The organism is Chryseobacterium sp. SIMBA_028 (assembly GCF_046535285.1).
GTDB lineage: Bacteria > Bacteroidota > Bacteroidia > Flavobacteriales > Weeksellaceae > Chryseobacterium.
This window is the reverse complement of sequence record NZ_JAWRWZ010000003.1, coordinates 330,848-351,061: the sequence shown is the minus strand read 5'-3', so window position 1 is coordinate 351,061 and position 20,214 is coordinate 330,848. Positions and strand designations below refer to the sequence as shown.

Sequence of the window (20,214 nt, the reverse complement as noted above, 5' to 3'; positions counted from 1 at the left end):
TTTGAATTTTATGATGGAAGAATTGTTAATTCATGATCAATCATACTTTTGATCTTATCCAGAGCCTGGTTCAGGAATTTTTCATCATCCATGGTCTTGGAGAGTAGAATTCCTCCCTCGATTAGCATAATCAACAGCGATGCAAATTCTTCAGCATTTACGGATGTACGGAATTCTCCATTTTTTTGTCCCTGAATAATAACTGCCGATATTTTATCTGCCCATGAGGAGAAAGATTTCTGAACATATTTTTTCAGAGCGGGAAATGAATCATCTGCTTCTGTTGCAGCATTCATCAAAGGGCATCCTCCGTTTGAGAAGACCGAGCGCCAGTTTTTTCTGTAAAAAGCAACAAAGGCATAAAGTTTTTCCTTTGAAGTTGAATATTGATCTCCAAGGGAATGACTCATTATTTTACTTAGCAGGGCAGCATTATATTTATATACCTCAATGGCCACTTCATCCTTATTCTCAAAGTTTCCATAGATGCTCCCTTTGGTTAGTCCTGTTGCCTGAGTAATATCTGACAATGATGTAGAAATATAGCCCTTTGTATTGAATAACGTTGCGGTTTTCTCAATAATAAATTGCTTCGTCTTTTCTGCCTTTGACATTTTAAGTATCTATTTTAATGCAAAGATACAAAAATATACCACTTGGTATATTTTAGGTTGAAATTTTACTTTTACCTAATATTGAGTCTTTCAGTTTTAGCTGAAACCAATGGTATTGTTTTAAATAAAAAACGGGCAAAAGCCCGTTCCTATTGATGTTGATATAAATGCATTGATTTTTAGTTATCTAAAGTAGCATTTAAGGTAATTTCAAAGTTAAAAGCTGCGCTTACAGGACATCCTTCTTCTGCTATTTTAGCAAACTTTTGAAATTCTTCTTCTGAAATTCCCGGAACCTTTGCTGTTAAAGTCAGTTCAGATTTTGTAATTTTTCCAATGTTTGGATCAAGAGTAATGACAGAAGTGGTTTTCAGTTCTTCAGGATTGTAGCCTGCCTGTGATAATTCTGCGTCCAATTTCATGGTAAAACATCCAGCATGGGCAGCTGCCAGCAATTCTTCAGGGTTCGTACCTACACCATCCGCAAAACGGCTGTTGAAAGAATACTGAGTCTGGTTTAAAGTTGTGCTCTGAGTAGTTAAATGTCCTTTTCCTTCTTTAATGGTACCGTTCCAAACGGCTGTTGCGTTACGTCTCATAATGTTTGTTTTTATTTACTATTGTTTGATTTTGATGTTACAAAGGTATGTTGGTGATCGGGTGTATTCAATAGATAAAAGGAATTAAATATTGTACTTTTTTCCCGATGTGTAATTTTTTTTGAAATTTGCAGGAGTGCTTCCTGTTTTATGGGTAAAAAGCCTGTTGAAATAGGCGGGATCTTCGTATCCCAAAACATAAGCAATTTCCTTGACAGGTTTATCTGTGTAAAAAAGCAGCCTTTTAGCCTCTAATAATATTCTGTTGATGATAAACTGATTGGGAGATTCCAGATGAAGGCTTTTAAACTTGTGGGTTAAGGTTTTGGGTGCCATATGAAGTAATTCTGCATAATCTGAAACATTATGTTTTTCTCTGAAATGTATTTCCAGATGTCTGCTGAAATCTCTGAAAATATCTAGTTCAGTGCCCGGAATTTTTATCGTGTTATTATCCAGATTCTGTTTTTTCCATTTTCTGGTAGCCTTGATGATGATCTGTTTTACATAGGTTCTTATCATTTCTTCTGCGGAGGAGTCTTTCCATTCAAGTTCATCTTTGATGTTCTGGAATAATCCTTTTACCATTGCGGTTTCAGACTGATCAAGCTCCACAAAAGGAATTTCAAATACATTATGAAAGAGAAGACCGTCACAGGCCACTTCCTTATCATGAATCTGAATACAGTAAAAATCACGGTTGTAGTGAAGAAGCATAGATTCTTCTTTCCCTTTTTCTATGTTTAGGTGCTGGCTGGTGAGAAAGAATAGGGATGGTTTTTTTGTTTTATACCCATTAAAGTCTACTGTAAGTTCATATCCTGCCGGAATGAAAAATACTTTGATGTCTGATCTGAAAAGATTTCCGTTGAAGTTCCCCAAATTTTCTTCGGAAAATATTTCCAGCCCAAGCCTTTTATAATGATCTTCAAAAATAAGTGGTTGCAGCATACGTTAACTTTAGTCTAAAGATACAAAAAAGCATGATTTTGAATATATTAAATTACAGAACCCGATATTTTATAAGGAGAATGTTGAATTGGAATGAAAAAAAGTGAAAATATGTTTTTAAATTGGTATTATTTTATCAATTTTACAAGAACTTGTACCGCGATTTATTTATTAACCTTTTTTCAAAACGGCCTGCATGAGTGAATTAGAAAATATTCTGAGAGAAATAACTCCACTATCTCCTGAGGACAGTTTTCTGGTGTTTGACAGGATCAAGGCTTCATTTGATTTTCCTTATCATTATCATCCGGAAATTGAAATCAACTTTGTGTACAAGGGAAAGGGTTACCGCAGGATGATTGGAGATCACACCGGAGAAATCGGAAATATAGAATTGGTACTGGTAGGCCCTAATTTGCCACATTGCTGGGCTAATTACAAATGCAAGAACAGGAAAACACACGAGATCACCATACAATTCAATCAGGATTTCTTTAACCAGGCATTGATGGAAAAGAATATCCTGAAACCCATCAAAAATCTGATGCAGGATTCTATCAGGGGAATTTTATTTTCTACAGAAACGGCTGAAAAATTAAAAGATTCGTTTCTCAATCTTTCTAAAATGAACAGTTTTGAGTCATTCATAGAAATTATGAAGATCCTTAACGAGCTGGCGATTGCGGAGGATAAAACACTTCTATCGTCCTACAGCATAGAATTGGAAACGTTTGCTGACAATGATAAGATGAAGATTATTCATGATTTTGTGCATAAGAACTTTGAAAATAAAATAACGCTGGATAGTGTGGCATCACTTGTTAATATGAGTAATGTAACGTTCAACCGGTTTATTAAAAAGAGAACGGGAAAAACGTTTATCAATTATCTTAATGAAATAAGAATCAGCTATGCGGCCCGCTGGTTGATGGAAAAAAACCTTACTGTTTTTGAAATTGCCTTTGAAGCAGGTTTTAATAATATTGCCAACTTCAACAAGGTGTTTAAGTCTATGAAAAAAACAACTCCCACTGAATTTAAAGAACAGTTTAAAGGGGTTAAAAAGATTGAATAATGTTTTTTAACATTCCTCTTTTTACTTTTATGACGTTTAAAGTTCATTCAAAAGCAAATCTGTGTCTTCTTTTTATTCTTGTAGATACAAAGATAAATCCCCTTTTATTGATTGTTTAATATTGGTTACAAGTTGCTGATATATAGTTTGTTATTTGCTTTTTGGTAAAATTGCTGAAAAAATAATATCGTTTTATGATAAAATAGTATTATATCAGACTGGTTACAAAATTTAGATTTGTTAATGTGAATTAAATCTTAACAAAACTTTAAATTATTTAATGCATAAACAGCAAAAAATTGTCAAAAGAATAATATTTTTTTCTGTATTGAAATATAAAGTAATGTCATTGATTCTCAATTAAATCTAACTAATCTAAACCTTATGAGAAAAGCAGTTATACCGGTTCTATTTGTTTTTTCCCTTTCTGCAACTGCACAGGAAAGAAAAGCGGCCGACACTACTAAGACAACCGATATTCAGGAGGTCGTAGTCACCTCTTTGGGGATAAAAAGGCAGGCCCGCTCTCTTACCTACTCCAGTCAGCAGATTGGAGGGGATGAGCTTACAGAAGTGAAAACGCCCAATCTTTTAAATGCCATCAACGGAAAAGTTTCCAATGTACAGATCAACAGAACCAATGGTGTAGGAAGCTCTGTAAGGGTGATTATGAGAGGTAATAAATCTGTATCCAATAGCCAGCCATTGTATGTGATAGATGGGATTCCTATTATCAATGGAACAGGAAAATCAGCAGATATCGGGCAATATTCCAATATGCCGGATCCCGGAGATGTACTGAGTTCAATTAATCCTGATGATATTGAAAGCATCAACTTTCTGAAAGGAGCGTCTGCTTCTGCATTATATGGATCTGCGGGAGGAAATGGTGCAATATTGATTACCACTAAAAAAGGACGTGCAGGTAAGAGTATGATTACTTTCAGCACCAGTCTTACAATGGATAGAGCCTACAGCCTTCCAAAGCTGCAACACAGTTATCTTTCTTATGATCCATCTGTACCTGGTCAGGCTCCGGGAGATAATGAATACAGTTGGGGAGCAAAAGGAGCGTCCAAGGATTATCTTAAAGATTTTCTGCAAAACGGAACAACATGGGTAAACAGTCTTTCTTTCCAGTCTGGGAATGAAAAATCAACCAATTATTTCTCCATTGGGAATACAACCAATAAAGGAGTGATCCCACTGTCATATTTTGATCAGTATAATATCTCTTTCAGGAATTCAAGTAAGTTTTTGGATGATAAATTGACATTGGATGCCAATTTCATAGGTTCCTTGCAGGAGAGTAAAAACAGACAGACCCCAGGAGCTTCTTTTTCACCTTTGACCAGCCTATACTGGCTGCCAAGAGGAGTAGATTTTGATCAATATGGACCAAATAATTATACTTATTTAAATAAAGAAAGATTATTGCCTGCACAAAATTGGTGGGAAATAAAACCTGATGGAACTTTCAAAAGGAATCCTGAAACTCAGAATCCTTATTGGATCTTAAACAGAAATCCTGTTACGGTAAGCAACAGAAATGCATATGGTGCAGTTTCACTGGCTTATCAAATTAATCCATGGTTATCAGCAAGGGTGAGAGGAAACTATAGCTGGAATACGTCTGACAGCCAACGTGATATTGCCGCCTTTTCAGCACCTAGCTTAAGGGCTGATGGGAACAATGGACGAATCCTAAAAAATATATATGAAAATTCCTCTACTTACGGAGATGTTTTACTAATCGGTAGCCCAAAACTAAGTGAATCAATCTCGTTAGATTTTACAGTGGGAGGAAGTATCAATACGACAAGAAACAAAATCACACAGATAGATAATGCTTATCTGGCAGCGCCTAATTTATTTACATCGAATAACTTACAGTGGAATGTAAACAGAAAACCCGGAGATGGGTATCACAATATCTATACGAACATGAAGAAGCAGGTGCAGTCTGTATTTGCGAGTGCTTCAGTAGGGTACAAAAATATGTTCTATGTAGATATGACATTTAGGAATGACTGGGATTCTACATTGTCTTTAACAGGAAGAACCGGATTCGATTATGAGTCAATAGGGGCCAATGCTATACTATCTTCGGTGTTTAAACTTCCGGAAGTCCTTAATTTCTGGAAAGTCAGAGCATCTTATGCTACTGTGGGACTGGGATTGCCTGCTAATATCTCCAATGCAATGCTTGAATATAGCAAGGGATACTCTTATGGGGTAGATGCAGGAACCATTGTATATCCTAAGAGTTCATTTGTTACAGACCCTCGATATAAAGAATTGTTTCCAAAGCCAGAATTGAATAAGACCTTTGAAGCCGGAACTGAATTAAGAATGCTGAATAACAAACTAAGTTTTGATATTACTTATTATAATTCAAATGCTAGTAACCAGTTGCTGGAAACTAAAATATCCTCAAATTTAGGAGGAATTCCTACAGGATCATATTACATCAATGCAGGTAAAATAAAGAATACAGGTTTTGAATCTTCGTTATCCTATAAAATCTTTGATTCGGAAAAATTCGGATGGACCGCTATGGTAAATGCATCAGCAAACAAAAACAAGATTGTTGAATTATTCCCACCAAGCTTAAGTATTCCACAAGATCAACTATTTACACTGACTGGAGGAGGAGATTATACTAGGCTTAAGTTAGGAGGCTCTTTTGGAGATCTTTATGGGATAAAATTCAAAAGAGATGATCAGGGACGTGTTTTAGTGAATGCGCAAGGTGTTCCAATAGCAGAAAGTACCCCTTCTTATTTAGGAAACCCAAATCCTAAGTTTATTCTAGGATTCAATAATACATTCAATATCGGTAAACTTGGAATTTCTTTCCTTGTTGATGGTAAGTTTGGAGGACAGGTTCTTTCTCTTACTGAAAAAGCAAATGACTTCTATGGAGTAAGTAAGGCCTCTGCAGATGCCAGAGATGCCGGAGGTATTTCTATTCCTAATGCGGTATATGCACCAGGAACTCCAAATGCAGGGCAGGCTTATACCGGATTGACAGACCCGAGAGAATATTATAAAACAGTAGGAACTACAGAAGGATATGGAAAAGGGATTGATGAAGCCTATATATACAGTGCTACAACGATACGTTTACGTCAGGCTTCCATTTCATACACATTTGATATCAATTCAAAATATATGAGAAATACCACAGTAAGCTTGGTGGGAACCAACCTATTTTTCTTCTATAAAAAAGCACCTTTTGATCCTGAACAAGTATCTGGAAATACACCAGGCGGGGTAGGAGTAGACTCATTTGGTCTGCCGGTTACCCGATCTATCGGATTATCATTAAAAGCTAACTTCTAACTTTTACAATTACAAAAATGAAAATCAATAATATTAAAATATTAGTATTTGGAACGGTAATGTTGCTTTCCGCTTCAGGATGTACCAATGACTTTGAACAGTATAATCAAGAGAAATTAGGTGGGCCTGAAAATTTTTATGCAGATTTTATTGCAATTGTTGATCCTATGAAATCCATGCAAAGAGAGCTGCAGGCAGATTATCAGCGATACCCAAACCTTAGTGCAGATATGTACAGTGGAATGTTCAGTACAGCAACTGCGTTTAATGGTGGAGTTAATAATCTTACCTACTCTATGGTAGAGGATTGGAATAATAAAATTGTTAATAAACAACAGGATATTTTCAATCTTTCTCTCATCATTGATGATGCTGCTAAAAAGATCTATCCGGGAATAGACTTTACGGCAATGTTTGCTGTTAAAAAAATTCTGAAAGTAGTTACTGCAGCAAGAGTTTCGGATAATCATGGTCCGGTGGTATACAGCAAATATGCAACTCCTAATGCTAATGGAACTACAGATTTTGATTCTCAGGAAGATGCTTACAATTACTTTATTGCGGATCTTACTTCTGCAATTAATGATTTACAAAAAGTAATAGCTACTCCTGCAACAGAAAGTGTAGAAGATAAATCTGCACTGAAAAAAGCAGACCTGGTATATGGTGGAAATATGTCTCAATGGGTAAAACTGGCAAACTCTCTTAAATTGAGGTTAGCCATGAGAATGAGTTATGCAAATCCTACAAAATCAAAACAATATGCTGAAGAAGCTTTGTCTTCATCTGCCGGACTGATTACGGAGAATACAGATAATGCCTTAATAAGTGTAGGACAGTCTGAACTAAGTTTCATCATCTACTCTTGGGGAGACTGTTTGATAGGAGCTCCATTGATGGCTTATATGAATGGATATAATGATCCAAGACTTTCTGCATATGCCATTCCTGCTACAGATAATGCTGTTAATGGAAAATATATTGGTATACGTCAGGGAATTGATTTATTAAATGGGAAATCTACTTACGGAGGCTTCTCACAACCACAAGCAAAATCAGCCAATGGAGATTATTTTTCCGCAACCGATGGTAAAATGAAATTATTTACAGCTGCAGAAATCTGGTTCCTGAAAGCAGAAGCTGCTCTGAGAGGATATGCCGGAGCTGGTGATATTAAAGCCAATTATACAGCTGGAGTTCAGCAATCCTTTGGTGAGTGGGGGAAAAGTGCAAGTGTTGGAGATTATCTTGCCAATGCAACAGCTACGGAAGCTCCTTATGTTGATCCAAAAAATGCAACCAATAACATAGATGCAGGAAATCCACAGTTAAGTACCATTACCATTGCATGGAACGATGGTGATTCTAATGAAAGAAAACTGGAAAGAATCATTACCCAGAAATGGTTGTCTCTTTATCCGAATGGGCCTGAAGCCTGGGCTGAGCAAAGAAGAACAGGGTACCCTATTCTTTTCAAAGTAAGACAAAATGATAGTGGTGGACTAATTAGTACTGAAGCAATGATCCGAAGAATTCCTTTCACCATCAGTACCAAAACCTCACTTTTTAATTACCAGCAGGCTGCTCAAATGCTTAATGGACCAGATACTGGAGGAACCAGATTATGGTGGGATAAAAAATAAAAACAAATCAATATCACTCAACAATACAGAGGCATCTCAGAAGTCAGATTTATCTGATCTATTTATTCTGGCAGGAGTGTACAATCTCCGAAAAATTTATAGTTTCGTTTCAACCCGGAATAAATTTTTGAGATGCTCTCTTTTTCTTTAGAATCTTATTTTTTAATATGGGAAAAAACAACTCCGGAACCCGTCGGATTCAACCTATTCTTTGGATATCCACATTATATTTTGCAATGGGTGTACCCTTTGTAACCATTAATGCGGTTTCAGGAATTATGTATAAAGATATGGGCATTTCAGATTCACAAATTACATTCTGGACGGCTCTTATTATGTTTTCATGGACGTTGAAACCTCTCTGGAGCCCTTTTCTCGAAATCTATAAAACCAAGAAGTTCTTTGTTGTTGTTACCCAGTTTGCCATAGGAATTCTGTTTGCCCTGGTTGCATTAAGCTTGCCTCTACCTGATTTTTTCAAATACAGCATTGCTCTTTTTGCTGTTATTGCATTTTGTGGAGCCACCCATGATGTAGTGGCAGACGGAACGTATATCGGCTTTCTTACCAATAAAGAACAGGCAAAATACATCGGTTGGCAGGGAGCTTTTTATAATCTTGCTAAAATTATAAGCAGTGGAGCATTAGTCTACTTTGCCGGATTTTTAGAGAAAACAAAAGGAGTTACCCGTGCCTGGATGATCATTATGGTGATCTATGCATTGCTATTTTTTGTATTAGCGATTTATCATTATTTGATTCTCCCAAAAGAGGATAAACAGGAAAGTCAGAAAGATGAAAAAACAGCCGGAAATGTCCGTAAAGAATTGCTGGAGGTTATTACCTCATTCTTTACAAAAAAAAGCATTCTGTGGTCTATACTATTCATTATTTTGTACCGTTTTGCAGAAGGATTTGCCATTAAAATAGCGCCTTTGTTTTTTAAAGCACCAAGAACTTCAGGGGGATTAGGACTATCTACCTCAGATATTGGACTTATATATGGAACTTATGGTTCAGCAGCTTTCATCTTAGGATCAGTCCTTGCCGGATATTTTATTTCAGCCCGCGGATTGAAAAAATCCTTGATATGGTTGTGTTGTGCATTCAATATTCCCTTTGTGGCATATGCACTATTGGCTTATTATCAGCCGGTGGATCTTTTCCCCGTAGGCATTGCGGTGGTAGTAGAGTACTTTGGGTATGGGTTTGGGTTTGTAGGGTTGATGCTGTATATGATGCAGCAGATTGCCCCGGGAAAACATAAGACCGCTCATTATGCCTTTGCTACAGGGATCATGAACCTTGGAGTAATGATTCCGGGAATGTTTAGTGGAATGATTAGCGACTGGATCGGATATAAGATGTTCTTTATCTGGGTGTTGTTTGCTACAATTCCGGCATTTCTTGTAACCTTATGGGTCCCTTTCCCTTATTCAGAAAATCAGAAAGAAGAACAAATCAGTTAGTAAACAAATTTAAATATAAAAGTAAAAAATACTTTATGACAGCTCAATCAGTAATGATCCCTTGGCAGGATCGCCCGGAAAGTTGCAATGATATCATGTGGAGGTTTTCCGAAAACCCGATCATTAACAGATATGCAATACCAACATCTAATAGTATCTTCAATAGTGCCGTGATTCCTTTTGAAGATGGATTTGCAGGAGTATTCCGTTGTGATAACAAAGCGGTACAGATGAATATTTTTGCTGGTTTCAGTAAAGACGGTATCAATTGGGATATCAATCATGCTCCTATCGAAATGAAGACCGGAAATACCGAAATGATTGAATCCGATTACAAATATGATCCTCGTGTTACCTTCATAGAAGATCGTTATTGGATTACCTGGTGTAACGGATACAACGGACCTACCATCGGGATTGGATATACGTTTGACTTTAAAGAATTTTTCCAGTGCGAGAACGCATTTCTTCCATTCAACAGAAACGGAGTGCTTTTCCCGGAGAAAATCAATGGTAAGTATGCCATGTTGAGCCGTCCGAGTGACAATGGACATACCCCTTTTGGAGATATTTATATCAGCTACAGTCCTGATATGAAGTATTGGGGAGAACACCGTTGTGTAATGAAAGTAACTCCTTTTGAAGACAGTGCATGGCAGTGTACAAAGATTGGAGGCGGGCCGGTTCCCATCAAAACAGAAGAAGGATGGCTATTGTTCTATCATGGAGTGATCAATACCTGCAGAGGTTTCAGATATTCAATGGGGGCTGCTTTGCTTGATCTTGATGACCCTACAAAAGTATTATACAGAACAAAGCCCTATTTATTGGCTCCGGCAGAAGTATATGAACTGACAGGAGATGTTCCGAATGTAGTTTTCCCTTGCGCTGCGTTAACTGAGGGTGACAAGGTAACAGTATATTACGGCGCTGCCGATACGGTAGTGGCAATTGCTTTTGGATATATTTCAGAAATTATTGATTTTATGAAAAAGAATTCAATCTAAATAATATAAAAATTTAAAAATATGTTGAATAGCTTAATTTCTCTCCTTTTTGGGATCTTTGTTATGGTTTTCATATTTTTAAACCAGCTTTTAAATTAAAAAATTCCGATCTCTCCTATCATGAAAAAAGAATTGCTTATCTGTCTTTTTACAGCCCTGATTTCTACAGCCAATGCCCAGCAAAATAAAAATGATATTTTATCCTGGGTAGATCCTTTCATTGGAACAGGAGGGCACGGCCATACATTTCCGGGAGCTACCACCCCCTTTGGAATGATTCAGTTAAGTCCGGATCAGAATACCAAAAGCGGAGATTGGGATTGGTGTTCAGGATATCACTACAGCAGTAAAACCATTATGGGATTCAGTCATAATCACCTTAGCGGTACCGGATGGGCAGACCTTGGAGATATTCTGGTGATGCCTACGGTAGGACAGGTAAAAATGGTTCCTGGATCAGAAGATAAACCTGAAACAGGATATCGTTCAACTTTCAGCCATGATAAGGAAGCCGCAGCACCGGGATATTATTCCGTAATGCTTGATAGCTATGGAATTAAAGCAGAGCTTACCGCGTCACCCAGAGTGGGATTCCATAAGTATACATTCCCCAAAAGTGAGGAAGCCAATATCATTATTGATCCTACCAATAAAATCTTCGGAAATATTTACCATACGCTCGTAAGCATTGAGGGGAACAATAAAATAAAAGGATATTGCTACAGTAACGGATGGGGCGGCAAACGATTTGCCTATTTTGTAATGGAGTTTTCCAAACCATTCAAATCCTATGGCGTTTATGCAGAGGGAAAAGTAAAGAATAACGAAAAAATAGCCCTTGCTAAAGATGCTAAAGCTTTCGTCAGATTCTCTACAGAAGACAGCGAAAGTATTGAAGTAAAAGTTTCTTTATCTCCGGTAAGTACAGAAAATGCACAGGAGAATTTTGATACAGAAGCAAAGAATGTAGATTTTGCAAAAGCAAAGGAGACTGCTCAAAAAACATGGAGAGACCTAATCGGTAGATTTCAGGTAACGGGAGGTACAGATAGTCAGAGAAAAATTTTCTACACAGGAGTTTATCATACATTTATTGCGCCTAATCTTTATATGGATGTTAATGGAGATTATGTAGCCGCTCAGGAAAATATGAATACCAAATGGTTTACCAACTACAGTACCTATTCATATTGGGATGGGTTTAGGGCAACACATCCATTGCTTACCATTATGGATCAGAAGCATACTAAAGAATTTGCTAATTCCTTAATTAGCAGATACACGGACCGTAAAGATCATATGCCAATCTGGGAGCTATGCGGATATGACAACTTCTGTATGCTGGGTTATCACAGTACATCCGTAATCTGGGATGCCATCTCTAAAGGAGTGCCGGGTATTGATTCCGAGAAAGCTTTTGCAGCCATGAAAGATGCTTCTCTTACTGACAAAATGAGTAGCAGTGATGGTGGTGGAGGCCTTAATGATTATATCAAGCTTGGCTATACCCCTTCAGAAAATGGAGCTTCCGTTTCTGCAACGTTAGAGTACTCTTATGATGACTGGTGTATTCAGCAATTGGCGGAAAAACTGGGCAAAAAAGAGGAAGCTGAAGTGTACAGAAAACGTTCCATGAACTTCCTGAATACTTTCAATAAAGAAAACAATCATTTCTGGCCAAGACAAAAAGACGGAAAATTCTTAGCAGATTTTGCTTTGAATGACTGGAAGAAACTTCAGCCACACTGGGTTTCCGGAAATATCTGGGCCTATGATTTCTTTGTTCCGCACCAGATTGATGAAATGATGAATCTGTACGGAGGTAAAAAAAGCTTCGAAGAAAAACTGGATAAAACCTTTACAGAAGCTCTTAATATGGAAGGAGAACAACATGTTGACATTTCGGGATTCATAGGTTCTTTAGGGTTCGGAGATGAGCCGGGGCACCATGTCCCTTATTTGTACAACTATGCAGGAAGCCCATACAAGACACAAAAAATGGTAAAATACATCCGTGACAATATGTATGCAGCCAAACCGGACGGAATTGTCAATAATGAAGACTGCGGGCAAATGTCAGCGTGGTATATTTTCTCATCGCTAGGATTTTATCCTGTAACACCAGGGAAACCCGTTTATGCAATCGGTGCTCCCCAGTTTCCGAAAGCGTCTTTACAATTGGAAAACGGAAAGACATTTACAGTAATTGCAGACAAAATATCAGACAAAAATATCTATGTACAGAAAATGTTCCTTAACGGGAAGGAGTACAAAAGCTGGGAGCTAAACCATACAGACATCATGAATGGTGGTGAACTTAGATTTGTAATGGGAAGTAAACCTGTAAAATAAGATTAATAAAAATAAACGAAACAAAAGTATCAATGGAAAGGAGAGATTTTATTAAAACAAGTGCATTGGCAGGAGCCGGATTGCTGTTTACTCAAAATGTTTTTGCTAAAAACCTGGTTATGGAAGATTTTCCTATAGTCCGAGTTCCTAAAGTTAAAAGACATTTTACCAGTGAATCCGTAGAAAGTGCCATTGCAGCCTTTAAAAAGAAAGTGAAAAATAAAGAACTAAGCTGGCTCTTTGAAAACTGCTTTCCTAATACATTAGATACCACTGTTTTCTACAATGAAGCCAATGGAGTTCCGGATACCTATGTGATTACAGGAGACATCGATGCCATGTGGCTTCGTGACAGCTCTGCTCAGGTTTTTCCTTATCTGCAATTCTCAAAAAAGGATGAAAAACTTCATAAGCTTATCTCCGGAGTAATCCATAAGCAGACCACATTCATTCTGAAAGATCCTTATGCCAATGCATTCTACAATGATGATCAGAAAATAAGTAAATGGAAAGAATATGATCATACAGATATGAAACCAGGAACCCATGAAAGAAAATGGGAGATCGACTCACTGTGTTATCCTATCCGCCTTGCTTATCATTTCTGGAAAACAACAGGAGATACCAAACCTTTTGATGACAACTGGTTGCAGGGAATCAAACTTACTTTGCAGACTTTTACAGAACAGCAGAGAAAAAAAGACTTAGGTCCTTACAAATTTGAACGTACAACAGCCTGGGCTACAGATGGAGTTCCTATGGGTGGGTATGGCTATCCGACAAAGCCGGTAGGTCTTATCAGTTCCATGTTCCGTCCAAGTGATGATGCTACAATCTATGGATTTTTAATTCCTTCCAATCTATTTGCAGTGGTAAGCTTACGCCAGGCTGCAGAAATGGTTTCTCAAATAAAAAATGAAAAAACATTGGCCCAGCAGCTAACAAGTCTTGCCGATGAGGTAGATGCAGCCATTAAAAAATACGGAATTTACAGCCATCCTGAATATGGAAAAATATATGCTTTTGAAGTCAATGGTTTCGGAAGTTATAATCTGATGGATGATGCAAATTGCCCAAGCTTGCTAGGTTTGCCTTATTTGGATGCAGTGAAATCTGATGATCCTGTTTATTTGAATACAAGAAAATTCGTTTGGTCAGAAAATAACCCGTTCTTTTTCAAAGGGAAGTTAGCTGAGGGAATAGGCGGCCCGCACATTGGGCTTGATATGATCTGGCCAATGAGTATCATTATGAAAGCGCTCACTACAAAAGATAAAGGTGAGATCAGGTGGTGTATAGATACTTTGCAGAAAACTCATGGTGGAACAGGCTTTATGCATGAATCCTTCCATAAAGACAACGACAAAAAATTTACCAGAGAATGGTTTGCATGGTCAAATACATTGTTTGGAGAATTGCTATGGAAAACGTTTAATGAAAACCCGGAACTGTTAGCATAGTTCACTGTTTCATATCGTCCTTATTTTGAGGTGTTTTTCTTTAAAAAGAAGAATGCTGAGGGAATTCCATATCAAAATTTAACACAAAACATCACCAAAATTTATAGTAATGAAAAAAAAATCCATCTTTACAGTACTGGCTGCGGCAATGCTTCAGTGCGGTTCCCTGCTTAATGCACAACAGCTTAATCCTACAGGAATATGCTATGTGGAAGTGAACAATAACAACCTCCTGAATGCAGGAGCGTACAAACTGCAAACATCGAATAGCTATCTGTTCAATGTGGTAAATATTTTTGCGGCCAATATTAATTATGATACCAGTCGTGGCAGAGCCTACTTGTACTCTAATAATAATGTAACCAAGGTTCTTACCAATGCCGATACCTATATCAAACCGCTCCAGCAGAAAGGAATGAAAGTAGTATTGACCATTCTGGGAAATCATCAGGGAGCAGGGATTTGTAATTTTCCTACCCGTGAGGCTGCAAAGGACTTCGCATTACAGCTTGCCAATACAGTTAATACCTACGGTCTGGATGGGATTGATTTTGATGATGAATATTCAGAATATGGAAAAAACGGAACAGGGCAGCCTAACGACAGTTCTTTTGTAATGCTTGTTCAGGAATTAAAAGCATTGCTTCCGGATAAAATAATTTCATTCTATTATTATGGGCCTGCAGCTTCAAGACTTTCATGGAACGGAGCCAGAGTGGGAGATTATGTCAACTACAGCTGGAATGCGATGTACGGAACATTTTCTGCTCCCAACGTACCCCCGCTTACCAAAGCACAAATCTCTCCCGCAGCAGTGTGGATGGGAAATACTTCCAACTCTACAACCACCAGTCTGGCAACTCAGACTAAAAATGGCGGCTACGGAGTATTCATGTGGTATGATCTTCACGGAACCAATGAAACAGCACAGCTTTCAGCAGGAACACAAACCTTATACGGACAGCCAACAGTGCTAAGCGGCACTCTACAATCTTGGACACAGGGTGTAAATTGTGATGCTCCCATTGGACTATTCACGAGCAACCTTACAGGCACAAGTGCAAAGCTGAACTGGTCTTCTGTAGGTACCAATACGTATGATATCGATTATAAACCGGCTTTCTCTACAACATGGACCAATGCCGCATCAGCTCTTAATTCTACTTCAGTAACGATTTCAGGATTGACCGCCAATACCGAATACGACTGGAGAATCAGAACGAATTGCAGCGTGAAAAGTGCTTATATGTTTGCTCCAAGATTTAACAGCGGATCAGGAACAACAGCTCCTACAGGCTCGTATGCGCTTTCTCTGGATGGAAGCTCTGAATCAGGTGCTGCTGGAAACCTTACTTTGAGTGGTTCAGCGTTATCTTTTGAGGGCTGGATTAAACCTTCATCTTTCAAATCAGCATCTCCTTATATTTCTTCAATTCTGGGAACGGAAATCAGTGATAGTAATTCTGCATTCTTACGATTGGGAGACGCCGGTTTGGCAAATAACAAGCTTCAGTTTGTAGTAAGTATTAACAATGTACAGCAAAAACTGGCTTCAGCTACAGCTTTGAATGCCAATACATGGTATCATGTGGCAGCTACTTATGATGGTGCCAATATGAAAATTTACATCAACGGTGCTCTGGATGCAACCAAAGCACAAACCGGAAGTGTCAATTCAAACGGAGCATTCAATGTAGGATATTTATACAATACTTCCAGAAACTTTAATGGTAAAATAGATGAGGTTAGAGTCTGGAAACGAGCGCTAAGCCAGACAGAAATTAGTCAGAATATGTGTAACGTATCAGTTCCTGCGTCCTCTCTTGCTGCCTACTGGAAATTTAACGAAGGAAGTGGTTCTACGGTTCAGGATAGCTCAGGAAACGGGGTGAGTTTAACATTAACCGGAGTAGATTCCTCCAACTGGGGAACAGATCTGCCTTGTACAACAGGAACTTCAAAATTAGCAAGAAATGCAGGAGAACTCAATGAAAAAAGACAGATAAAATTATATCCGAATCCGGTAAGCAAATCTTCATCCCTTACGGTTACTGTACCCGATGAATACAGCAGAGGGAAATTAACGATTTATAATTTTAATGGAAAGGCGGTAGACACGAAATCACTGAATGCGGGTGATAATTCATATGAACTGACCAGATTGGGAGAGGGAAACTATATTCTTCAGTTTGAGTCTAAGGATGGAGGTTTGAAACAGACAGAACAATTAATGGTAAAATAAAAAAAAAACAGGTCATTGGGCTCAGTCCCAATGGCTTTTTCTACTATAAAATTAATATACTATGAGAAAAAAATCCTTTTTTATTCCTTTAATGGCCCTGATGCTTCAATCAGCTCCATTGCTTAAAGCACAGCAGCTTAATCCTTTAGGAGTGTGCTATGTGGAAGTAAACAATAACAATATGCTGAATGCAGGTTCCTATACTTTGCAGAATTCAAACAAACAGCTTTTTGATGTTGCCATTATCTTTGCGGCCAATATCAATTATGATGTTTCCAAAAGTAGAGCGTACATCTCGAACAATAACAACGTTACTAAGGTACTCAACGATGTGAATACCTATGTGAAACCTTTGCAACAAAAAGGAATCAAGGTATTATTAGATATTTTAGGAAACCATCAGGGAGCCGGTATTTCCAATTTTCCAAACCGGGAAGCAGCAAAAGACTTTGCTTTACAAGTAGCGAATACAGTGTATACCTATGGACTGGATGGGGTAGATCTGGATGATGAATACGCAGGATACGGAAATAATGGAACCGGACAGCCCAATAACAGTTCTTTTGTAATGTTGTTACAGGAACTTAAAGCTGCAATGCCAGATAAACTGATCACATTCTATTATTATGGTCCGGCCACATCAAGACAGAGTTATAACGGAGATCAGGCAGGAAACTATATCAATTATAGCTGGAATGCAATGTATGGTACCTACAGCGTTCCGAATGTTCCTCCACTTGACAAAACCAAGCTTTCTCCGGCTGCAATATGGGTACAGAATTCAAACCCGGGTTCCACATCTGCGTCTACACTTGCAACTTTAGCGACCAGTACAAAGACAGATGGCTATGGAGTTTTCATGTGGTATGATCTGGGATCAGCTGATGTTGCCAATTATATGAGTACAGGCTCCAATATTCTTTATAATGAAAATACCCAATTAAGCGGACAGTTATATACTTGGGATCAGGGACAAGCCTGTGATCCGCCATTAGGGCTGGAAGTTACCAATGTAGCAGGTACTTCTGCTCAATTAAACTGGACTTCCAATGGGTCTCAAACATATAATATCGATTATAAACCGGCTAATTCAACAGTTTGGAACAATGCTGCCACTAACTATTCAGGAAGTAATGTAGTAATCAATAGCCTGAATCTGAATACAGACTATGACTGGAGAATACAATCCAACTGCTCTTCAACATTAACAAGTACTTATCTGTTTGCTCCAAGATTCAATTCCGGGAACGGATGTGCAACTCCTTCAGGGTTAGTATCAGGAAGCTATCTTGGAAATACGACACAGCTGTCATGGAGTGCAGGAACAGTATCTTCTTATACCCTGCAATACAAACCAACAGCAGGATCAACATGGACTGTAGTACAGAATATTACAGGCAATAATTATTCATTACAAAACCTGACTCCGAATACAAGCTATGTGTGGAAAGTACAGGCAGTGTGTGATGGAGGAACTACAAGTACTTATTCAGGAGACGGAACATTCAACAGTGGGCTGGCACCTGTTACAAGTCCTGGTCCGAGATCACTTTCTTTTAACGGGAGTACAAATTATCTTAACGCAGGGCAATTTAACCTGAATGGAAATGCCGTAACATTTGAAGGATGGGTAAAAGTAAATTCATTTAAATCAGCTTTCCCTTATATTTCATCTGTATTGGGTATTGAAGTGGGAGACAGTAATTCAGCTATGCTAAGATTCGGGGATGGAAACCTGCCAAGTAACAAGCTTCAGTTCATATTAAGTTTTGGATCTTCTCAGATAAAACTGAATAGCAATGCCACCTTTAATACAAATACATGGTATCACATTGCTGCAACGTATGACGGTGCTTCCATGAAGATGTACATCAATGGAAACTTAGATTCAAGTGTAGCAGCAACAGGTAATTTTACAGCAAATGGTATTCTTTATCTGGGTAGAAATTATGATAATTCCCGTGCCATCAATGGCTCTCTTGATGAATTTAGAGTTTGGAAAAGAGCACTGACGGCTCAGGAAATTCTGGATAATAAATGTAATGTGGCTTCGAACTCAGCAAGTCTGGAAGCCAACTGGAAAATGGATGAAGGAAGTGGAGCCGCAGCCTTGGACTCTACCCCGAATACTCATTTTGCAACACTGGTGAATATGTCAGATACCAACTGGAAAACAGATGTACCTTGTGATCCGCTTCTATCTGTGAGAGACCTAGACATGGCAAAAGAAAATGGGGTCTATCCAAATCCTGTGAAAAAAGGAAATGACATTCATTTCACAATCAATAGCAGTTCTACTGCTGAGGTTTTGTTGTATGATTCTACAGGAAGAGTATCCAAAAAACAGAGTATTAATCAAAATAATAATACAGTGAATACACAGGATTTAATTAGTGGTACTTATATTTACAAAATTACATCCTCAAACAATAAAGTCTTATCATCAGGTAAAATAATCATAAAATAAATTTAAGATATTCAGATTGTTATCTGTAAATAGGATAAAGCTGTAAACAGGCAGACAAGTTGTACATTCTTGTTTGTCTGTTTTTCAGTAAGAGAGAATTACTAGAAGTTAAAATTAAAAATAATGCAGAATATAGTAGGAATCGATATTGGAGGGTCACATATTACGCTGGCTCAGGTAAATCCTGAAAAACGTGAGATTATTACTTCAACTTATGTAAGGGAACATGTTAATTCCTTTGATGATAAAGAAGTTATTTTTTCTGCGTGGGTTTCAGCCATTGAAAAAGGAACTCACGATCTGGCAAAAGAGGATCTTTTAGTGGGCATTGCAATGCCTGGACCTTTTGATTATGAAAACGGAATCTCTTTAATGCAACAGGGAAAATTCATCGATATATATCAGGTAAATATCAAAGAAGAACTGGCAAAAAGACTATCCATTTCGCAGAATCAGATTCATTTTGTAAACGATGCGGCAGCCTTTATGGAAGGGGAAGTATTTGGGGGTTGTGTACAGAATTTTAAAAGAATCTTTGGAGTAACTCTCGGAACAGGTTTGGGAACCACTTTTTACAATGGAGAAACGGCAACCGATGAAGATCTGTGGGATTCACCCTTTAAAGACTCTATCTGTGAAGATTATCTGGCAACACGCTGGTTTGTCAACTACTATGCAGAATTAACCGGTGAACAAATCTCCGGGACTAAAGATCTGCTGGATAAACCTGTTGAAATACGTACCAAAATATTTGATGAATATGCAGACTCCTTTTCCGGATTTATTGTAAACTACGTAGATCAATATAAACCGGAAGTTTTAGTTATAGGAGGAAATATCGCAAAAGCTTACCCTTATTTTGAGGAAAGATTTCTTCAGAATTTAAAAAAGAATAATATTAATTTGCAGGTTAGAATCTCAGCTATTTTTGAAGATGCAGCTATTCTGGGAGCTGCCAGCTATGCATTAAAAAAGAGTATATAAATTAAT

At 37.8% G+C, this 20,214-nt stretch carries 13 protein-coding genes; 10 read left to right on the top strand and 3 right to left on the bottom strand.

Features of this window, described 5'->3' with window-relative positions; translation table 11 throughout:
- Positions 1 to 8: 8 nt before the first annotated feature.
- The 3 genes from SCA31_RS05845 to SCA31_RS05835 all read right to left on the bottom strand — a co-directional run bounded on the left by SCA31_RS05845 (position 9) and on the right by SCA31_RS05835 (position 2,164).
- On the bottom strand, positions 9 to 614 hold the full coding sequence (locus SCA31_RS05845) for a TetR/AcrR family transcriptional regulator (protein ID WP_410695947.1): 606 nt from the start codon (positions 612 to 614) through the stop codon (positions 9 to 11).
- A 179-nt stretch (positions 615 to 793) separates the two neighbouring features.
- A complete protein-coding gene (locus tag SCA31_RS05840) occupies positions 794 to 1,213 on the bottom strand; it encodes an OsmC family protein (protein WP_410695945.1) in 420 nt (139 codons plus the stop codon).
- An 84-nt stretch (positions 1,214 to 1,297) separates the two neighbouring features.
- Positions 1,298 to 2,164, bottom strand: coding sequence for a helix-turn-helix domain-containing protein (locus SCA31_RS05835; protein WP_410695943.1), 867 nt, complete (start codon positions 2,162 to 2,164; stop codon positions 1,298 to 1,300).
- 196 nt (positions 2,165 to 2,360) lie between these two features.
- Here SCA31_RS05835 and SCA31_RS05830 point away from each other — a divergent pair, with 196 nt between their 5' ends.
- The 10 genes from SCA31_RS05830 (at position 2,361) to SCA31_RS05785 (ending at position 20,208) form a co-directional block, all read left to right on the top strand.
- Positions 2,361 to 3,239, top strand: a complete 879-nt coding sequence (locus SCA31_RS05830; protein WP_410695941.1) for an AraC family transcriptional regulator — start codon at positions 2,361 to 2,363, stop codon at positions 3,237 to 3,239.
- 384 nt (positions 3,240 to 3,623) lie between these two features.
- Positions 3,624 to 6,584, top strand: a complete 2,961-nt coding sequence (locus SCA31_RS05825; protein WP_410695939.1) for a SusC/RagA family TonB-linked outer membrane protein — start codon at positions 3,624 to 3,626, stop codon at positions 6,582 to 6,584.
- 17 nt (positions 6,585 to 6,601) lie between these two features.
- The gene (locus tag SCA31_RS05820) at positions 6,602 to 8,227 is read left to right on the top strand and encodes a SusD/RagB family nutrient-binding outer membrane lipoprotein (protein WP_410695937.1); all 1,626 of its coding nucleotides are present in this window, start codon (positions 6,602 to 6,604) and stop codon (positions 8,225 to 8,227) included.
- A gap of 167 nt (positions 8,228 to 8,394) precedes the next feature.
- On the top strand, positions 8,395 to 9,696 hold the full coding sequence (locus tag SCA31_RS05815; RefSeq protein ID WP_410695935.1) for an MFS transporter: 1,302 nt from the start codon (positions 8,395 to 8,397) through the stop codon (positions 9,694 to 9,696).
- A gap of 35 nt (positions 9,697 to 9,731) precedes the next feature.
- Positions 9,732 to 10,703 (top strand): glycosidase, encoded by a 972-nt coding sequence (locus SCA31_RS05810; protein ID WP_410695933.1) that lies wholly within the window; start codon positions 9,732 to 9,734, stop codon positions 10,701 to 10,703.
- Between the two features lie 120 nt (positions 10,704 to 10,823).
- A complete protein-coding gene (locus SCA31_RS05805) occupies positions 10,824 to 13,055 on the top strand; it encodes a GH92 family glycosyl hydrolase (RefSeq protein WP_410695932.1) in 2,232 nt (743 codons plus the stop codon).
- A 32-nt stretch (positions 13,056 to 13,087) separates the two neighbouring features.
- Positions 13,088 to 14,515 (top strand): glycoside hydrolase family 125 protein, encoded by a 1,428-nt coding sequence (locus SCA31_RS05800; RefSeq protein ID WP_410695930.1) that lies wholly within the window; start codon positions 13,088 to 13,090, stop codon positions 14,513 to 14,515.
- A gap of 109 nt (positions 14,516 to 14,624) precedes the next feature.
- Positions 14,625 to 16,757: an endo-beta-N-acetylglucosaminidase H gene (locus tag SCA31_RS05795; RefSeq protein ID WP_410695929.1), complete on the top strand. Its 2,133-nt coding sequence runs from the start codon at positions 14,625 to 14,627 to the stop codon at positions 16,755 to 16,757.
- Between the two features lie 61 nt (positions 16,758 to 16,818).
- Positions 16,819 to 19,224 carry an endo-beta-N-acetylglucosaminidase H gene (locus SCA31_RS05790; RefSeq protein ID WP_410695927.1) on the top strand — a complete coding sequence of 802 codons (2,406 nt, stop codon included), beginning with the start codon at positions 16,819 to 16,821 and terminating at the stop codon, positions 19,222 to 19,224.
- A 123-nt stretch (positions 19,225 to 19,347) separates the two neighbouring features.
- On the top strand, positions 19,348 to 20,208 hold the full coding sequence (locus tag SCA31_RS05785; RefSeq protein WP_410695925.1) for an ROK family protein: 861 nt from the start codon (positions 19,348 to 19,350) through the stop codon (positions 20,206 to 20,208).
- The last annotated feature ends 6 nt before the right edge of the window (positions 20,209 to 20,214 follow it).

What these genes read in the sequence shown, in the direction of transcription:
- SCA31_RS05845 (WP_410695947.1), bottom strand. Translation starts at nt 614, where the DNA reads ATGTCAAAGGCAGAAAAGACGAAGCAATTTATTATTGAGAAAACCGCA.
- SCA31_RS05840 (WP_410695945.1), bottom strand. Translation starts at nt 1,213, where the DNA reads ATGAGACGTAACGCAACAGCCGTTTGGAACGGTACCATTAAAGAAGGA.
- SCA31_RS05835 (WP_410695943.1), bottom strand. Translation starts at nt 2,164, where the DNA reads ATGCTGCAACCACTTATTTTTGAAGATCATTATAAAAGGCTTGGGCTG.
- SCA31_RS05830 (WP_410695941.1), top strand. Translation starts at nt 2,361, where the DNA reads ATGAGTGAATTAGAAAATATTCTGAGAGAAATAACTCCACTATCTCCT.
- SCA31_RS05825 (WP_410695939.1), top strand. Translation starts at nt 3,624, where the DNA reads ATGAGAAAAGCAGTTATACCGGTTCTATTTGTTTTTTCCCTTTCTGCA.
- SCA31_RS05820 (WP_410695937.1), top strand. Translation starts at nt 6,602, where the DNA reads ATGAAAATCAATAATATTAAAATATTAGTATTTGGAACGGTAATGTTG.
- SCA31_RS05815 (WP_410695935.1), top strand. Translation starts at nt 8,395, where the DNA reads ATGGGAAAAAACAACTCCGGAACCCGTCGGATTCAACCTATTCTTTGG.
- SCA31_RS05810 (WP_410695933.1), top strand. Translation starts at nt 9,732, where the DNA reads ATGACAGCTCAATCAGTAATGATCCCTTGGCAGGATCGCCCGGAAAGT.
- SCA31_RS05805 (WP_410695932.1), top strand. Translation starts at nt 10,824, where the DNA reads ATGAAAAAAGAATTGCTTATCTGTCTTTTTACAGCCCTGATTTCTACA.
- SCA31_RS05800 (WP_410695930.1), top strand. Translation starts at nt 13,088, where the DNA reads ATGGAAAGGAGAGATTTTATTAAAACAAGTGCATTGGCAGGAGCCGGA.
- SCA31_RS05795 (WP_410695929.1), top strand. Translation starts at nt 14,625, where the DNA reads ATGAAAAAAAAATCCATCTTTACAGTACTGGCTGCGGCAATGCTTCAG.
- SCA31_RS05790 (WP_410695927.1), top strand. Translation starts at nt 16,819, where the DNA reads ATGAGAAAAAAATCCTTTTTTATTCCTTTAATGGCCCTGATGCTTCAA.
- SCA31_RS05785 (WP_410695925.1), top strand. Translation starts at nt 19,348, where the DNA reads ATGCAGAATATAGTAGGAATCGATATTGGAGGGTCACATATTACGCTG.